14 protein-coding genes are annotated in these 17622 nt (G+C 67.9%); 6 read left to right on the top strand and 8 right to left on the bottom strand.

Features of this window, described 5'->3' with window-relative positions:
* Positions 1-360 precede the first annotated feature (360 nt).
* From ACLBKT_RS11245 to ACLBKT_RS11220, 6 genes are all read left to right on the top strand, one after another.
* The gene (locus tag ACLBKT_RS11245) at positions 361-2580 is read left to right on the top strand and encodes a TonB-dependent receptor (RefSeq protein ID WP_410183007.1); all 2220 of its coding nucleotides are present in this window, start codon (positions 361-363) and stop codon (positions 2578-2580) included.
* An 11-nt stretch (positions 2581-2591) separates the two neighbouring features.
* Positions 2592-3194 carry an NAD(P)H:quinone oxidoreductase gene (gene wrbA, locus ACLBKT_RS11240; protein ID WP_410183006.1) on the top strand — a complete coding sequence of 201 codons (603 nt, stop codon included), beginning with the start codon at positions 2592-2594 and terminating at the stop codon, positions 3192-3194.
* A gap of 29 nt (positions 3195-3223) precedes the next feature.
* Entirely contained in the window at positions 3224-3769 is a 546-nt protein-coding gene (locus ACLBKT_RS11235) for a VOC family protein (protein ID WP_410183005.1), read from the top strand.
* A 28-nt stretch (positions 3770-3797) separates the two neighbouring features.
* Positions 3798-4619, top strand: coding sequence for an alpha/beta fold hydrolase (locus ACLBKT_RS11230; protein ID WP_410183004.1), 822 nt, complete (start codon positions 3798-3800; stop codon positions 4617-4619).
* Complete coding sequence (locus ACLBKT_RS11225; protein ID WP_410183003.1) at positions 4616-5740, top strand: cobalamin-independent methionine synthase II family protein; 1125 nt, start codon at positions 4616-4618, stop codon at positions 5738-5740. Before ACLBKT_RS11230 ends, ACLBKT_RS11225 begins: the two co-directional genes overlap by 4 nt.
* Positions 5741-5801: 61 nt before the next feature.
* Positions 5802-6773 (top strand): CorA family divalent cation transporter, encoded by a 972-nt coding sequence (locus ACLBKT_RS11220; protein ID WP_410183002.1) that lies wholly within the window; start codon positions 5802-5804, stop codon positions 6771-6773.
* Here the strand turns inward: ACLBKT_RS11220 and ACLBKT_RS11215 are convergent.
* From ACLBKT_RS11215 to ACLBKT_RS11180, 8 genes are all read right to left on the bottom strand, one after another.
* Positions 6770-8194, bottom strand: a complete 1425-nt coding sequence (locus ACLBKT_RS11215; protein WP_410183001.1) for an AMP-binding protein — start codon at positions 8192-8194, stop codon at positions 6770-6772. The genes ACLBKT_RS11220 and ACLBKT_RS11215 overlap by 4 nt on opposite strands.
* Positions 8191-9015 carry a hypothetical protein gene (locus tag ACLBKT_RS11210; protein ID WP_410183000.1) on the bottom strand — a complete coding sequence of 275 codons (825 nt, stop codon included), beginning with the start codon at positions 9013-9015 and terminating at the stop codon, positions 8191-8193. The genes ACLBKT_RS11215 and ACLBKT_RS11210 overlap by 4 nt, the downstream gene beginning before the upstream one ends.
* Entirely contained in the window at positions 9012-10310 is a 1299-nt protein-coding gene (locus ACLBKT_RS11205; RefSeq protein ID WP_410182999.1) for a hypothetical protein, read from the bottom strand. The genes ACLBKT_RS11210 and ACLBKT_RS11205 overlap by 4 nt, the downstream gene beginning before the upstream one ends.
* Positions 10307-11395, bottom strand: coding sequence for a DUF3419 family protein (locus tag ACLBKT_RS11200; protein ID WP_410182998.1), 1089 nt, complete (start codon positions 11393-11395; stop codon positions 10307-10309). The genes ACLBKT_RS11205 and ACLBKT_RS11200 overlap by 4 nt, the downstream gene beginning before the upstream one ends.
* On the bottom strand, positions 11392-13803 hold the full coding sequence (locus ACLBKT_RS11195) for a PEP/pyruvate-binding domain-containing protein (RefSeq protein WP_410182997.1): 2412 nt from the start codon (positions 13801-13803) through the stop codon (positions 11392-11394). Before ACLBKT_RS11195 ends, ACLBKT_RS11200 begins: the two co-directional genes overlap by 4 nt.
* On the bottom strand, positions 13800-14726 hold the full coding sequence (locus tag ACLBKT_RS11190) for a UbiA family prenyltransferase (RefSeq protein WP_410182996.1): 927 nt from the start codon (positions 14724-14726) through the stop codon (positions 13800-13802). The genes ACLBKT_RS11195 and ACLBKT_RS11190 overlap by 4 nt, the downstream gene beginning before the upstream one ends.
* Before the next feature lie 4 nt (positions 14727-14730).
* Positions 14731-15990 carry a hydroxymethylglutaryl-CoA reductase gene (locus tag ACLBKT_RS11185; protein ID WP_410182995.1) on the bottom strand — a complete coding sequence of 420 codons (1260 nt, stop codon included), beginning with the start codon at positions 15988-15990 and terminating at the stop codon, positions 14731-14733.
* Positions 15991-16377: 387 nt separating this feature from the next.
* Positions 16378-17196, bottom strand: a complete 819-nt coding sequence (locus ACLBKT_RS11180; RefSeq protein WP_410182994.1) for a PAN domain-containing protein — start codon at positions 17194-17196, stop codon at positions 16378-16380.
* Positions 17197-17622 lie beyond the last annotated feature (426 nt).

Raw genomic sequence — 17622 nt, 5'->3', positions numbered from 1 at the left:
TGCCTGCCGCGGCTCGGGCCGGGGACATGAGGTTTTGCCTGTTCTCGTCACCCCGCTTGCAGTGGGCTGACGGTCAGGGCGCAATGGGCCGACAACAACCCGGCGATGACCCGGCGACAGCCCGCGTGTAACCCTGCGATAACCCCGCGATAAGCCGCGTATACCCGGCGATAAGCCGCGAAACATCCGCCGAACGCATGGGACAAAATGGCACAGCCGAGCCTCGCAGTGGCTCTGCCGCCACACCTTGTCAGATTTTCGCATATCGAAGTTGACTTCGCATTGCGAATTTCATAACGCAGTTTAAGGGAGGGATCGCCAATAGAGCGACGCGATGACGCGCGCACAGGGGAGAGAGATATGACGACTTCGGGCATCGGCCGCGCAACGCGCAGGCTCATCAGCACCACCGCTCTGACCGCCGCCGCGCTGGCAGCAACCCCGCTCGCCGCGCAGGAGGCCGCTCCCGCTGAAGAGACGATCGACGAACAGGGCATCGTCGTCACCGGCCTGCGCCGCAGTGAAACGCTTCAGGACACCCCGGCGGCCGTCACCGCGTTCGATTCGCAGGCGATCAGCAATGCCGGGATCGAGCGCCCGGCCGACTTCATCGCGCTGACGCCCAATGTCACGCTGGTTGAAACCCAGAACGCGGGCAACGCCTTCGTCATCATTCGCGGGATCACCCAGAACCGCAATTCCGAGCCTTCGGTCGCAGTGATTGTTGACGGGGTGCAGCAAGTAAACCCCGCGCAATTCAACCAGGATCTGTTCGATATCGAGCAGATCGAAGTGCTCAAGGGCCCGCAGGGCGGTCTCTATGGTCGTAACGCCATCGGCGGCGCGATCATCATCACCACCAAGGCCCCGACCGATGAATTCGCGGGCAACATCACCGCGGGCGTCGACAATGGCTTCGGCTATTTCCTGCGTGGCGGGATCAGCGGGCCGCTGGCCGAGAACGTCAAGTTCCGGGTGGCGGGCTCGTATTACAACACCGACGGTTTCATCGAGAACACCTTCCTCAATGACGAAGCCGATCCGGTCGAGGATTTCAGCCTGCGCGCCAATCTGCTGATCGAGGCGACCGACAAGCTGACCTTCGATCTGCGCGGATCGATGAACCAGCTGCGCACGCAGGGGCTCTATTACAACATCGTCAATGACGTGAACACCGTCGCTCCGGTGCGGGTGAACAACCCCGGCCAGAATGACCGCGATATCTACAATGCCGCGCTGAAGATCGAATATGCGGGCGATAACGCGGTGTTCACCGCGATCTCGTCCTACGACACGGTCAAGGAAGTGCTGACCGGCGACGCCTTCGACTTCCTGCCGATCCCGGACAGCTTCTTCTTCAATCTGTTCGAAGCCATCCTCGGGCAGGGTAATGGCTTCGATCTCAACCAGAGCCAGTATCTGAACGTCAAGGCGTTCAGCCAGGAAGTGCGCCTCGCCTCGCCCGAGGATGGCCGCGCCTTCAACTGGATGGCCGGCGGCTATCTGATCGATACCACACGCTTCATTTCGACCGGCAACATGGTCGATACCGGCAACGGGGTGTTCCCGGTGTTCCGCTCGCCTTCAACCAATCCTTTGAACTCGCAGTTCTCCTATCTGGCCGATGGTCAGGAGAACTTCGCCTGGGCGCTGTTCGCCAATGCGGGCTATGAATTTTCCGATCAGTTCCGCGTCGATGCCTCGCTGCGGTATGACCGGGACAAGCGCCGGCAGACCACGCTGACCCCGCAGGCGTTCCTGCCGGTGGTGCCCGGCGTGCCGCAGGCGCAGAGCGGCGAGGTGCGGACCGCGGTGTTCGACGATTGGCAGCCCAAGCTGACCCTGACCTATGAGCCGACCCCCGATCTGACGATCTACGGCGGCTATTCGCGCGGCTTCCGTTCGGGCGGGTTCAATCAGACCGGCGTGGGTGCGGAATCGGTCAATGCCGGGATCGTCGGCGTGGGCGACATCTTCCAGGCCGAAACCGCCGACACCTTCGAGATCGGCGCCAAGGCACAGCTCGGCCCCGTCCGTCTGGCGAGTGCGGTCTACACCACGCTGTCGAAGAACTCCTATTTCTTCGTCTTCCTTGCCCAGTCCTCCACCCAGAACCTCGGCAACATCCCTGAGACCCGCCTCAACGGTTTCGAGCTGGAAGCGACCGCTGAAATCCTCCCCGATTTCGACATCAACGCCGCGATTGGCGTGACCGATAGCGAGATCAAGGACTTTCCCGATGCGAGCGTGATCGGCAACAAGGCGCCGCAGATCTCGAACTATACGCTCAACCTCGGTGCGCAATATGCCGGGGCGATCAGCGACAGCGTCGATGCGCTGGTGCGGATCGATTACCGCCGCACGGGCAAGACCTGGTGGGAGCCGTTCAACACCACGGTCCGCCAGCCGGTCGATATCGTGGACGCGCGCGCGGGCGTGACGCTGGCGAATGGCCTCTCGCTCACCGCCTTTGCCCAGAACCTGTTCGACGAGACCTACAACGCCGAATTCTCGCCCGGCGGCTTCGTGTTCCGCGCGCGTCCGGCGCGTTACGGCTTCGAAGTCGGCTTCAAGTTCTAAAGGAAATGCGCATGACCAAGGTGCTGGTGCTCTACTATTCGAGCTATGGCCATATCGAGGCGATGGCCGCTGCGGTTGCCGAGGGCGCTGCCAGCGTGCCCGGCACCGAGGTGTTTGTGAAGCGTGTCCCCGAATTGGTGCCTGATGAGGTCGCCAAGGGTGCGGGGATCAAGCTCGATCAGGCGGCCCCCCTTGCCGACCCGAACGAGCTGGCCGATTATGACGCGATCATCTTCGGCACCCCCACCCGCTTTGGCAATATGGCGGCGCAGATGCGCAACTTCCTCGATCAGACCGGCGGGCTGTGGTTCAGCAAGGCGCTGGTCGGCAAGGTCGGGAGCGTGTTCGTCTCCACCGCCAGCCAGCACGGCGGACAGGAAACGACCATCACCTCGTTCCACACCACGCTGCTGCATCACGGCATGGTGATCGTCGGGCTGCCCTACACCTTCGAAGGCAATGCCGAGATGGGGGAAATCAGCGGCGGCACCCCCTATGGCGCATCCACGCTGGCTGGTAACGACGGGAGCCGGATGCCGAGCGCCAACGAGCTGGCCGGGGCCCGTTTCCAGGGCGCCCATGTCGCCACCATCGCGGGCAAGCTGGCCGCCTGAACGAATTTGGGATTGATGGAGAGAGCACGATGACAAAGATTCTGGCCAACCGCCTGCACCACACCGCCTATGTGACCAAGGATCTCGAGGCGACCCGGGCGTTCTACGAAGACGTGCTCGGCTTCCCGCTGATGGCGACCTATTGCGAGAAGGACGAGCTGTTCGGCAAGGAGCGCACCTATTGCCACGTGTTCTTCGAGCTGGCCGATGGTTCTGCGCTGGCCTTCTTCCAGTTTGCCGACCCTGACGATCAGGCGGAGTTCGGCCCCGATATCCCTTCCAGCCCCTTCATCCACATCGCGCTGCATGTCGACCAGGACGGGCAGGACGAACTCGCCCGCCGCATCGCCGCCGCCGGGATTGTCGAGCCGCAGACCTATGTGCTGGAGCATGGCTATTGCAAGTCGCTCTATGTCACCGATCCCAACGGGATGATCTTGGAATTTACCTATGATGATCCGCGCGCAGCCCCGCTCGATGCGGATCGCCGCGCGTCGGCCCATGCCGAATTGAAGCGCTGGCTTGGCGGGCAGCACCACAACAACAACCCGTTCCGCGCCGCCGAAGCTGCCTGATCGCCGAGCCGTGGGGGCGCATGTGAGCATGACTGCCCCCAAGGCGAACACCATGGCCGATGATCCGGTGCCTTACGGCGAGGTTGCCGTCGCGGGCGGCACCCTGCCGATCTGCATCGCGGGCAAGGGCGCGCCCGTCATCCTGCTTCACGGCTGGACGCTCGATCACCGGATGTGGACGCCGCAGGTGGCGGGGCTGGCGGATGATTTCTGCCTCGTCATGCCGGATCGGCGAGGGTGCGGACGCGCCACCGCTCCGCCGGATCTGATGCACGAGGCCGAGGATGTCATCGCCATTGCCGACACCCTCGGGTTCGCGCGGTTCGCGCTGGTCGGCCTGTCGCGCGGCGCGGTGGTCGCGCTGGATGTGGCGCGGCGTTTCGGCGCGCGGCTGACCGGGCTGGTGGTGTCCGGCGCGCCGCTCCCCGCGCTGGTGCCGCGCGAGGAGGTGATCGACCTCGACCGCTTCCGCGCCCTGGCCGCTGCTGGCGATCTGGAGCGCTTGCGGGCCGAATGGTCGCGCCATCCGCTGATGCAGACCCATTCGCCCGCCGCCCGCGCGCTGATGTTCGAGATCCTCGCGGACTATGATGGTCGCGATCTCCTTACGCCGAGCCCAACGCCTGCCTTCCCGCATGAGGCGGCGGCGCTGCTTGCCATGCCGGTGCTGGCGATGACAGGCGCGCACGATACGCTGTGGCGGCGCGAATGTGCGCGGGTGCTCGGCACGGTCGCACCGCGCGCGCGGCATCTGGAAATCCCGCAGGCGGGCCACCTTGCCAATGCCGACAACCCGGCGGCCTTCAACGCCGCCATCGCCCAGTTCCTCACGCCAAAGGCCCCCGCATGACCCAGCGTTTCCTCACCACCCATGTCGGCAGCCTGCCGCGCCCCGAAGCCCTGCTCGATCTGGTGTTCAAGCGCGAGGGCGGGGAGCCCGTGTCCGAGGCCGATTTCGACTCAGCGGTGGAAGAGGCCACGGCCTATGTCATCAAGCGCCAGATCGAAGCCGGGATCAGCATCGTCAATGATGGCGAGCAGTCCAAGCCGTCCTACGCCACCTATATCAAGCACCGCCTGTCGGGCTTTGGCGGTGAGGCGGGGCAGTACGAATTCGCCGACCTCGAGGCCTTCCCCGGGGCCAAGGCGCAGGTGTTCGGCAACAAGGGCCGCGCCAAGCGTTCCGCGCCCGCCTGCACCGCGCCCATCACCGTCATCGACATGGAAGCGCCCCGGATCGACGCCGAGCGGCTCAAGCGGCTCGCCAGCGGCCACGCCACCTTCATGTCCGCTGCCAGCCCCGGCGTGACCGCGCTGTTCTTCCCGAACCAGTACTACGCCACCGACGAGGACTATGTCTTCGCCCTCGCCGAAGGCCTGCGCCACGAATACGAGACCATCGCCGCGGCCGGGATCACGCTGCAAGTGGACTGCCCCGACCTCGCCATGGGCCGCCACGTACAGTTCACCCACCTCAGCACCGAGGAGTTCCGCAAGCGCATCGGCATGAACATCGCCGCGCTGAATCATGCCGTGCAGAACATCCCGGCGGAGCAATTGCGGATGCACCTGTGCTGGGGCAACTACCCCGGCCCGCACCACTGCGATGTGGCCTTGGACGAGATTGCCGACATCGTCTGGTCCGCCAAGCCACAGACCGTGCTGATCGAAGGCGCCAACCCCCGCCACGCGCATGAATTCGCCTTTTTCGAACAGCATCCCCTGCCCGAGGGCAAGATCCTCTGCCCCGGCATGGTCGAGCCGCAATCACCCTATATCGAGCACCCCGAACTGATCGCCCAGCGCATTGGTCGCTATGCCGATCTGCTCGGGGCCGAGCGGGTGATGGCGGGGGTCGATTGCGGCTTCTCGGTCCACGCGGGCAGCAATGCGCTCGACCCCGAGATCGTCTGGGCCAAGCTCGCTGCGCTCGCCCAAGGGGCCGAGATCGCCAGCGCCCGGTATTTCTGAGCGCATATCTTGAAGGCCCCCGCTTGCCGCCAGCGCGGCGGCGGGGCTAACAGGGGCGGCGATGGACGCGATAACCCGCCCGCTCACCGTGCAAGCGCTTCTGGTGCGCGATGGCACCGTTACCGATATCGGGCCGGCCGAGGTTGCGCAGTTCGCAGGGCCGGGCTTCGTCTGGCTTCATGCCGAGGGTGTCGGGCACGGCGAAAGCATGGACCTGCCGGACTATGTTCCGGCGATGGCCGCCAACGCACTGGTCGCGAGCGAAACCCGTCCCCGCTGTGATGAAGTGGACGACGCGGTGCTCATCAACCTGCGCGGCACGGCGGCGGACAGGATGCAGGATTCCGACGGGCTGGTCTCGATCCGCGTGTGGGTCGAAGGCGCGCGCGTCACCTCGGTCAGCCGCCACCGCATGGCCGCGCTCGCCAAGGTCGAGGCGGCGGTGCGCGCGGGGCGGATCACCGACGGGGGCGACTTTGTCTCCGCGCTGGCGCAGGCGATTTCGGTCCAGCTCGATCCGCAGGTCGCCGATCTGGGTGACAGCCTTGATGATTGCGAGGCCATGCTCGACGGCGGCGACATCTACGCGCTGCGGCGCAAGATCGCTTACATCCGCAACCAGGCGATCGTGCTGCGGCGGTTCGTCGCGCCGGACCGCGATGCGCTGGGCCAGATGGCGCAGCTTGAATTCGACTGGATCAGCAAGGATGACCGGATGCACCTGCGCGAGGCGGCAGACCGCTTCGCGCGCATGGCCGAGGAACTCGAAGCGGTGCGCGAACGCGCCGCGCTGCTCCACGAACAGCTGACCGATCTGCGCGCCGAAAAGATCGACCAGCGCTCGCTCGGGATCGCGGTGACGGCGTTCATCTTCCTGCCGCTGACCTTTGTGACCGGGCTGCTCGGGATGAATGTGGAGGGCATTCCCTATGCGAGCCACCCTTGGGCCTTCTGGGGCGTGGTGGCCTTTTGCGGCGCCATTGGCGCGCTGGTGATGGGCTGGTTCGCCTGGCGGCACTGGCTGGAGGATTAGGCGGCGCTTGCGCTGACCACCGTGGCAAGGCGGGCGTAATCCACCTTTGACCGGTGACGCCGGTCGAGCGGGATGGATGTGAGCGCGACGACTGTGGCAACGCCGAGCGCGGCGGCCGCCGCCTGCCAATCAGCGAGGCGTGCGGTGTCGCCTTCAATCGCGAGGCAGGCCTTGCCATTCAGCGGGCAGAGCGCCGCGCGCCTGACCCCCGGCCAGCTCCGCGCCGCGACCTCGATCGCGAAGGGCCACAGGCCTTCGATGCGACCTTGCGTGCGGCCCAGCAGCCACAGACGACCGGCCGCGTCGAACCGCCCGCCATCGCCGGTGCGGTGCCAGATCGTGCCTTCGGCATCGCGAATCTTGGTCGCGGCGTTATCCGCAGGGTCGACATAGGTTTCCACCACGTGTTCGCCCGCGACGAGGATCTCGTCTTCGACGATCCGCACCCGCACCGCGCCGACGGGCGGCCCGGCGAGGAGGCCTTCACCGCCGTCAATCCGGGCGCGGTCGGCGGGGGAAAGCGCGCTGACCTCCAGCTCGGCAATCGGCTCGGCCTCGGTCGACCCATAGACCGCCATGACCCGCAGCGCGGGATTGTGGGCGATCAGCCGCTCGACCACATCGGGAAACACCGGCCCGCCCCCGGTGAAGACCGTGGTGACGCTGGCGGGAAGGGGCGCATCGGCCAGCGCTTCGGCCAGCACCGGCGGCAGCAGCAAGCGGGTGACGCCGTGCCGGGCGATGTGCGCGCGGATCGCTTTGGAGTCGGCGCGGTCAGGGCGGCGCAGCGGCCAATTGGGCAGCACCGACGGCACACCGCTCCCAAGGTTCGCCAGCACGAAGACGGGGAAGGCGACAAGGTCGACCTCAGGGCGGTCGCTCGCCAGCAGCGGGCCGACGGCCCGGTTCTGCGCGGCGAGGAAGCCGTGGCTGCGCAGGATCGCCTTGGCCCGCCCAGTGGAGCCGGAGGTGAAGCTCATCAGGGCCGGATGGTCGTCCGGCCAGTCGGGCGCGGGCGGCGCAGAAACGGTTCCCGCGCCGAGCGACAAGCGCGTCACGCTCAGCAAGCGCGGCACCAGCAGGGGCAGCAGCCGCAGCACGCCTGCGCCGATCCATGCCTTCACCTCTGCCGCCGCCAGCGCGGTCTTGACCCCCTTCAGCCCCATCGCAGGCTCCGGAAGGACCGCCACCGCGCCCAGCCGCCAAAGCGCGGCGAGTGCAGCGTAAAGGTCGGGCGTCACCCCCATTGCGATCAGCACCCGGTCCCCCGACCCGATCCCGCGCCTGGCCCAGGTGTCGGCGAGGAACCCGGCGCGGGCGTGGAGGCGCGCAAAGCTGACGCTGCGCCCCTTGCCGTCGATGATCGCAGGCCGCTCCGGATGGGCGGCAACAGCCGCATCAAAGGCGGCGAGGATGGTCAAGCGGGGCGGTGTCCGAACAGGGCGTAACGGCGGAAGACCGTGGCTCCGTGCTGGCCGCTCCGCACCAGCGAGACATTGTCCGAATGCATCAGCGCATGGATCACATCGGTGCAGCCAAGTGCCCGTGCCGCCTCATGGAAATGATGCGCCAGCAGGTGCCCGACGCCCCGCCGCGTGCCAGCATAGGTCTTGAGCACCGCCCGCGATGGCACCGCCGGATCGCGGAAGCCGAGGAGGAAGCCGACAATCGCCCCGCTCTCCTCCCGCGCCAGAAACACCAGCCGCGGATCGAGCAGCGGCAGCAGCGGCAGATAGAGGCCCAGGAACCCCTCGCGTGTGATCGGCTTGAAGAACTGCTTGTCCGCAAACGAGCCGCCTGCCAGCGCGAACACCTGCTCCAGCAGCGGCTGCGCGTCTGTGCCGTCCCATGCCGCGACGGTGATCCCCGCCACCGGCGCCGGTTCGGCCTGCGGGCTATCGAGCGCCATCCGGGTCGAGGCATAATGCGCCACCGGCGCGAAGCCCGCCTCCGCCAGCGCCTCGGCCACGTGGGGATGGGCGGCAGGCTCCATCAGGAAGGGCGGGCTGCCGTCGCTCTCCACCACGGTGCGATAGGCGTGCCAGGTGTCGCCATCCATCGGCGCGAGCACCGGGCGGCCACCGGCGCGCGCCACAGCCTCACGGAGCAATGCTGCGCCTGCCTCGGGATCGGTGAAGGTCAGAGCCCCCAAAGCCACCGTCGCCGCACCATCCCACGCCGGGCCATCGGCGTAGAACCGCAGGCTCGCGCCCGGCGCGTGCATCTCGTCGAAGTCGCTCATTGCATCCCCAATGTCGCAAGATAGGCCGCGAAGGGCACAAGATTGGCAACCGCGCCAAGCCGCGGCGCGCGCCAGCGGTCGAACCATGGCGTGCGCGCCAGCACCAGCGCGGCGACCAGCAGCAGGCTCGCCGCCGCTACCCATGGCAGATAGGGCGAATGGAGCGCATGGCCGGGCGCAAGGCTCAGCAACGCGAGGTAGCCCGCCCCCACGGCCAGCGTCAGCATGGCTCCCGCCGCGATCCGGCCTCCGGTCGCCACCACCAGCAGCCCCAGCGCCATGCCCGCCATGCCGAGATTGTAGAAGCTCAAGGCGCTCGGCCCGATGGTCTCGCCCACGAAGAACCAGATCAGCCCTGCGCCGCACAGGGTCGCGATGAAATCGAGGTCGCGGTGCGGGCTCGCGCAGGGGCGGCGGCGGGCGATCAGATGCGCGGCGATGGCGAACATCGGCACCACGGCTCCGTAAGGCCCGCCCGCGCCCAGAAACAGGAAGATCGCGATCACGAAGGCGCGGCTGGCATGGACCGACAGCGCCAGCCGCCGCGCAATCACCGCCACCGCGATCACCGCCACGCCGAATTGCAGCGCGATCAGCGCCAGCGCCATCGGCTCGGCAAAGAGGTAGCCCTTGATGAAGAATTGCAGGCAGATCGGCACAAACAGATTGTCCAGACCCCGCCACGACACTGCTTCGACAATCGCGCCAAAGGCAGCAATCGCGAAGGCCAGCACCACCACGTTGAGGCGCGGGGCGTCGGTGAGCAGCAGCAGCATCGCCATCGCCACGATCACGCTGACCATGAAGAAGGCGACCACGCCCTCCCAGCTTTTCACCCCGTCCTCCACGGCGAAGCGGCTGCGGCCATAGGCGCTCCCTGTCAGCGCGGCGGCGGTGTCGGAGAGAGTGATGATCGCGAGCGGGAGGGCATAGAAGATGTATTCGCCCTCCGATTGCAGGAACACGAACCCGATCGCCAGCGCCAGCCAGATATCGCCGAGCGAGCGCCGCTCGACCGCGTGGATCGCCTTGCCCAGCCCGGTGGTCCGCACCTGCGGCAGCCGCAGCCAGCCCATCAGCGCGAGCGCGATCAGCAGCAGGACGACCACCGGCAAGCGGGTGTCGAACAGCAGCGGCAGGGCCATGGCGTAGAGGCCGATGGCGACGTGAATGGTCTTGCGGCTGACCTCGGCATGCCAGCCGAACCGCTCCCCTGCGTAACGCACCGCGGCGATCACGCCCATCAGCAGCGCGACCGATCCGGCGAGCAGGACGAGGTCGAGCGCGATGCTCAAGCAAGCACCTCGTCGACATGGAAGGCGGAGTAGAAGAACGCCTGATCGCGCGCTGCCAAGGGCGCGGCGATGTCGGGGCGGGGGCGGGCGCGGGGCGCGTATTCGGGCGGCATGGCGCGCGGGGCCATCATGTTCCAGTAGACCAGCCGCGCGCCCGGATGGGAGGCCGCGAGGATTGCGCCATAGGCTTTGCGGAAGCCCTCGGGCGACATGTATTCGAAGATGTCGGAGAGATTCCAGCCGTCCACACCCGCCCTCGCCGCCTGCTCCAGCGGGCCGAGATGAAGCCGGATCCGGTCCACCCGCGCGGCGATGGTGGCGTGATGCTCAGGCCGCCACGCGAGCGGCAGGACGGGGCCGTGGGTGCCGGTCAGCACGTAGCGCAGATAGGGGTTCCGGGTCGGATCATTGGCGACAAAGGCATGTTCGATCCGGCGCGCGACATGGTCCGAGACCGAGCCTTCGACCTGATCGAAAAACGCCGGATCACGGCCCAGCGCGCCCATCGCGCGGCGCGAGAAGAAGGCTTTGAGCAAGCAGCGCCAGCGCCAGTTGTTCCACTGCTCCTTGAGGAACCGCGCGCGTTCTTCCTGCGCGCGCGGTGCGAACACCGCGGCCACCGTGCGGCGCGAGTGGACGAAGGGGAGCAGGCGGCGGTGGAACAGGCGGAAATAGCGCTCGAACTTGCCCACTCCGCCCGCGCCGTGGGCGATCACATCGGGGCGCAGCGCGGCCCAGAAGGCGGCGGTTTCGGCGTCGCACTCCGCCAGAACCCGGTCGAGCAGCGCGCCGCGCCGGGCGGAGGGGGCCGCGCCGAGCAGTTCGGTCAGCTCGGGGTGCGACAGCAGCGGAAACGCCGCCAGCCGCAGCTTGAGGCAGGCCAATTGCGCGGGCGACAGGTCGGCGGCGATCACCTCCGCCGGGTCGCACAGGAGCATCGCCAGCGCATTGTCACCCGCGGAGCAGATCGACACCAGCCGCCCGCCGGGGCGCGGGCCGATCGCTGCGACCAGCACGTCCGCATCCTCCCACAGCTGGGCGTAGCGGATGTGATCGAAGGCGGCCTTGGCGGCGATCTCGCTCATGCTTTGCTCACCCTTCCGCTGGCGCCGTCCACTGTCAGCACATCGCCATCCGTAATCCAGCGGGTCGCGTCCGACAGCCCGACAACGCAGGGAATCCCCAGTTCGCGCGCGACGATGGCGCTGTGGGACAGAAGGCTGCCCCGCTCGACCACGATGGCCCCGGCGCTGGCGAACAGCGCGATCCAGCCGGGATCGGTGTGACGCGCGACGAGGATTTCGCCCGCCGCAATGCTCTGCCCGCGCGGATCGGCGATGACGCGGGCGACGGCGGTGATGGTGCCGGCGGACGCGCCGGTGCCGCTGCGGGTGCGTTCATCGCTGGCGGCGTGCTGCGGCGCGGCGAGGGTGGCGGCGGCGCAAGCGGGGCCTTCGGTGATGATGCGCTCGGGCGGATCGGGCAGGGCGGCGGCGCGCGCCATCTCGCGGCGGCGCACCTCGGCAAGGCCCGCCAGATCGGCGGTGACGCCAAAGCCCTCGATCGCGCCCAGCACTTCGGGAAGCGTCAGCAGAAACACATCGCGGGGCGCACCGAGCAGCCCCATCGCGTGGAACTGCACCCCCATCGCCAGCAGCACGCGGCGCGCGCGGCCGAAGATGCGGGTGCGCTCATACCGCAGGTTCTCACGGTCGCGCACGCGGTCCTTGGCCCAGCGCACCAGCCAGCGGGCGACACGGCGCTTCACCGGCTTGCCCCTCAGCGCCCCGTCCAGCCGCGCCCAGGGATCGCCCCGCTCGCCCGGCGGCGCGTGGCGGCTGCGCGCGGCGGCGGCAATGGCGGCGAACAGGGGCGTGGGATCCTCGTCGAGGGTGACGCTTTCGAGCTTCAGCTCCTCGGTGCAGCGGTCGCCGAATTCGGCGATGTAGCCCGCAACGCCCGGCCCGATGGCGCTGGCCTCCACGGCCGCGCGGTCCTGCGCATCGAGCGCGGCGAGCAGCGCCGCATCCGCGCGCGCGGTCTCCCCCATCGCCCGGATCAACTGCGCGGGGCGGGCCGAGATGATGTCGCCCTGGCCGATCAGCACGTCGTTGAGCGCGGCGGTGCCTTCCGCGCCCGCCCAGCCTTCCAGCGCCTTGCGCGCCGCGCCGAAGGCGATCATGCACAGGAAGTCGTTCACAATCGGCGCGTCCCAGCGGTCGAGCAGGTCTGCCTCGATCCGGCGATATTCCGCCGCCAACTCGGTAAGCGACAGCGTTGCCATCCGCTCGGGCGTGGTCGCCTTGAGGGCGCGGTCGAGCCGTTTGCGGAACAGCGCCGAAGTCGCAGGCAGCGCGCGCGAGGCCCGCCACAGCCGCCATGCCGAGCGCGCCATGCGGGCATATTCCTTGAGGCGCTGCGGCTGGCCATGCTCGATCTGCCCCAGCAGTCGCTCGGGCAGGGGCGCGCTCGTGCCCATCATCCCGTCCATGAACCCGCGGTTGAGGCTGTAGCCCGGCAGCATCGCCAGCGCGCGGTGCCAGTTGCCGAGGTTGTAATAGACCCGCCCCTCGATCCGCGAGAGCATGTTCTCGAACACCACCCGCTCGGCGCGGATCCGCTCGGGCGCAACGCCGAGCAGCGCGACGAAGGCCATATAGACCCGCGCATAGGCGTAGGACGCGAAGGAGAAGGTCAGCGGCGCGACGATGCCGGGGTAGCTTTCGACGATGTTCGAGTTGTCGAACACCATGAAGCCCGGATCGGTGAGCGGGGCGGAGCGCAGGGGGGAGGTGATCGGGCGCGATTGCAGCAGGTAGAGCGCGCCGCCCGCGAAGGCCCATTCGATATCCTGCGGCCCGCCGAACGCAGCCTCGGCGGCGAGGCACAATTCGGCGACTTCCCGCACCTGTGCAGGGGTCAGCCCCTCGCCATCGCCGGTCGTGGCGACCACGTCCAGCGCAGGCCGCGCCAGCCACCAGCCGCTCCCGTCGACTTCGCCCGCCACCAGCCGGTCGCCAAGGCCTTGGGTGGCGGAGACCACCACCCGGTCGCGCCGTCCGGCCACCGGATCGGCGGAAAAGGCGACCCCGGCGTGCGAGGCGGGGATCATGCGCTGCACCACCACGGCCGGCGGGGCGCTGTCGGCGATACCGCGTTCGGAGCGGTAGGCGGCCAGCCCTTCGCCCGCGCCGGAGGCTGAGACCTGAGCGATAGCGGCGGCGACCCCTTCGGTGGGTATGTTCAAGAGGCTCTCGAACTGCCCGGCATGGCTCGCCTCGGCCCCGTCCTCGGCCAGACCTGAGGACCGCACCGCATAAGGCCCCGGCCCAAGGGCGGCGAGCGCCTGTGCCAAAGCCTCCGCATCGGGCATCTTGCCGGAGGGAACGACAAAGAACGGCGGCACGGCAAAGCCCGCCGCGCTGGCGCGAGCGAGTGCGCGGCCTTTGCCGCCCGCCTCCGCCGTGTCGGCCTGCGCCCCTGCGAGGATCATCGCAGCATCGCCCCCGCAAAGGGCGCAAAGCCCGCCGCGCCATAGCAGGCGAAGACCCACAGGCCCGAGGCATCGTCCAGCGCCTTGGCCCGCTCCGGCGTGGCCGCCGCGCGATACCGCAACGCCGCGCGCGCGGCATAGACCACGCCCGCCAGCCCGATTGCGCCGGTCAGCACCGGCGCGCCGGTCGCCACGCCCACCGCCAGCAGCAGCGCCAGCGCGGTGCCCAGACAGGCCAGCCACAGCACCGCGCCCCGCGCAGGCCCGAGCACCCGGCTGTAGGTCTCCACGCCCTCACGCTCGGACTCGGGCGCCCACAGCTTGCGCCCGATCTCCAGCACGCAGCCATTGGCGAAGCTCAAAAACAGGAACAGCGACAGGGCCGGCACGGGCGCGCCGTGGGGCGTCCACTCCGCGCCCGTAATCACCAGATCGATCAGCGGCATCACCGCCATGTGGCTGACCAGATAGGCAAAGGGCCGCGCTTTCAGCCACGCAGGCACGAAGAACTCGAAGCTCATCAGCGTCATCCAGCCCCACGCGAGGGCGAGCAGCGCGATCAGCCGCAGGTCCACCGCCAGCGCAGCCAGCGCGGCCACGGCGGCACTGGCGATCCCGAGCGCGATGATCGTCTCCAACCGCACCAGCCCGCGCGGGATCGGGCGTTCGGGACGGAAGCGGGCATCGTCCTCCTTGTCCTTGATTTCGTCGAGCACCCGCAGCTGGAAGAAGAAGGCGAGCGTGATGATGAAGGCGGCGAGGTAGGCGGTCAGGCCGGGAGCCGCCCGCCCCGACAGATGCGCCGAGACGCTGACACTCGCGCCCGCGAACACAGCGCACAGCACGGCGGTGCGGCCCAGCGGGAAGCGCTCGGCCTGATAGGTCCAGAGGCGGGCGGGGAGGGATGGGCGGGCGCTCGCCATCGGCTCAGCCGCGTGTCCGCGCCAGCTTGTGGTGGGCGCTGGTGAACACCCCGCTGGCAATCGCCGCCATGATCGAGATCTCGCCCGCAAGGCAGAGCCCCGCAGTGACCTCGGCCAAAGCGCGTGCCTTGCCGGTGCCGGAAAGGCCCATCAGGTCCAATGCGGCACGTTGATGCGGCATTCCCGTGCCCCCGCCGACCGTGCCGACCATCACATTGGGCAACATCACGCTCATGAACAGCGCGCCGTCCGCGCGCAACTCCATCCGGGTGAAACCGACCGCGCTCTCCGCCACACAGGCTGCATCCTGCCCGGTGGCGATGAACAGGGCGGCGAGCCCGTTGGCAAAGTGCCCCTGCGCGCCGATCTGGCCCGAGAGCGTCGACCCCAATTGCGCCACCCGCGCATAGGCAAGCATCGTGTCGGCATCGGTGCCGAGCGTGCGGCGGATGACTTCGGCCGGCAGCGTAACGCTGGCCGAAACCTTGCGCCCGCGCCCGCCGATCAGGCCGAGGTAACTCGCTTTCTTGTCGCCGGAGAAATTGCCCTCGATGAACCAGTGCAGCGGCTGCACGGGGGTGTGCGCCATGATCCACCGGCAGATCGCCTCGGTCGCGATGGTGACCATGTTCTGGCCGGAGGCGTCGCCGGTGGTGTAGCGGCAGACGAGAAACACCGTGTCGCTATCGATCATCGGCTCGATCGCCTGCAAGCGGCCGTGGCGGGTGGTGGCCTGCGCGGCGGCGGCAAGGTCGGCCTCGTGCCGGGTTGCCCAGGCGACGAAGCTGCCAGCCTCGGCCAGAGAGGCAAAGACGAAGGCGGGCGCGCGGGCGACGTTCTCGCCCAGCAGCGCCGCGCTGGTCCCGCCCGCCTGATTGATCGCATGCGCGCCGCGCGCATAGGAAGCGACCAGTGCGGCTTCGCTGGTGGCGAGCGGCAGCCAGTAATCACCGCTCGCGTGCAATCCGTTGACCTTGAGCGGCCCGGCCACGCCCAGCGGCAGGGCGGTCATGCCGATCGGGTTCTCGATATTGGCGGCGCATTGGGAGAGCACCGCGAGCGCCGCCTCATCCGTCAGCGGCCCCGGAGCCGCCGCCGCCTCACCGCTCCACCAAGCCCGGATCGCGGCGATATCGACCCCGCGCCGCACCCTCAAGCGGCCCGCAGACGGAACCCCGCCGCGCAGCCGCGCGCTCAAGGTGTTCGCCGCATCGGCACCGCCCAGCGATTCGATGAAGGCAAGCAGGCGCCGGGGAAACAACACGCTTCGGGACTCCCATGTCCGGCACGCCCGGCACGTTGGTGCCATAAATCACCAGAGCTTAAATTTATGCAATGACAAAGCTGGCGTCGGCCAGCCGTGCGCGTCACCCGGCCTCAGGTCGGCAATCGCACATGGAGTTGTCGCCCGGGATCATGGCGAGCGCGGCCACCGGCACGGCCTTGGCCAAGGCCGAGCGCGGCCATCCGACGAGTTTCCGGCAAAGTTTGGAGAAAGTGGCGGGGCAAGCGGTTCGTCGAGCCGAGCGCCGCTCACCCCGATGAAGCCGAGCGCCCGGCGGCGATCCATGCGCGTGTCCGCTGTCCGCTTCCCCACCCCGAGGGTGCAGCCGCGCGTTGACCGCGCGGCTACCTTGCGCCGCCCGCTTGATCAGTCGATGATCTTGACGAGCAGTCCACGCACCTTGCGGTCGACCGCGTTGTTAAGCTCGTCCTCGGCCGCGTTGGTGGCCGTGTCGCCCAGCCGTCTCAGACCGCGCCCGATGGCGGCATCCCCCACGGCACCGCCCGCGCTTGCTCCGCCCTTGATGCCCGAAATGCAGCAATCGCTTTCCGAGGGTTCGGGCACCGGTGCCTTCAGAAAGCACTCGCCATGCTCGGTGCGACCGGGTTCGACATAGGTCCACGCCTGGCACTGCCTGTCACCATCGCAGGTGGCCTTGCAGGTCTTCCACGAATTGCCCGCCGACGCGTAGACGATCTCGCGGTAATCATTGCCGAGGAAATCGACATTGTACATCGGCTGCCAGTCGTCATCCGCTGCTGCGACCGTTGCAGGCGTGCCCGGTCGGGGCGCGGGCGAAACCGGTGCCACGGCGGCCGTCTGCCTGCTCGGCCCGACATAGCGCACCGAGCTGATTGCGCCTCCGTTGTCGCCCAGCGAAGCGATCTCGCCATCGACGATCATGCAGTTGGTCTTGTATCCAGCATCCATGCACACCTGCCACTGGCCTTCGGTACGCAGCGAATAGGCATAGTCGTTGGCGGTGGAATCGAAGCCCTCCTCCGCCGAAACCTCTTGAAGGTTGCCTATATCCTGCGTGATTTTCACGCCCGTGCCGCCCATGTCCTCGGCATTGTAGAGCGTAATCGAGCGCGGCGGCTCGGCCTGCGCAGCGATGGCGGTGGCGAGGAAGGGTGAGGCGGCAAGTGCCCCCGCCGCCAGAGTCAAAGCGATCTTGCGAAACATTCGGTGGTCTCCCCAATCACAGGTCTCGCGGCGCAAGGGTGGCGCCGCCATGGGGTGAAAACAGCAAGCATCGGAAAAACCGGACAGCGCCCACCGCAGAAATTTTTCTGCGCGCGGGCGGTGCTGCCGCTGGCACCAGCACCTCGCCGGGCTTCGGGTCGCAGTGCACCACCAGCATTGGTTCTCTCCCACCATAAGGGGGAACTCTGTTTCCGCCCAAACCGGCCATGCAGATTTTGGGATCGGGCCCCGACCCCGCTGATGTCCGCTTCTGGGGGGACGGCGAAGTTCTGCTTGGCCGGGCGCATCCCGAGCTCACAGAAGTTTGGTTAACCTTCTGGATATCAATCTGAGTTATCAGCAAAGGCACGCGGCCGTGACGATAGCAGCCGCCTTGCCTCCGTGTGATCGAAAAGACCAATGCCG

This window comes from Erythrobacter sp. W302b (genome assembly GCF_046452395.1).
Taxonomy (GTDB): Bacteria; Pseudomonadota; Alphaproteobacteria; order Sphingomonadales; family Sphingomonadaceae; genus Erythrobacter.
This window is presented reverse-complemented; position numbering and strand designations above follow the sequence as displayed.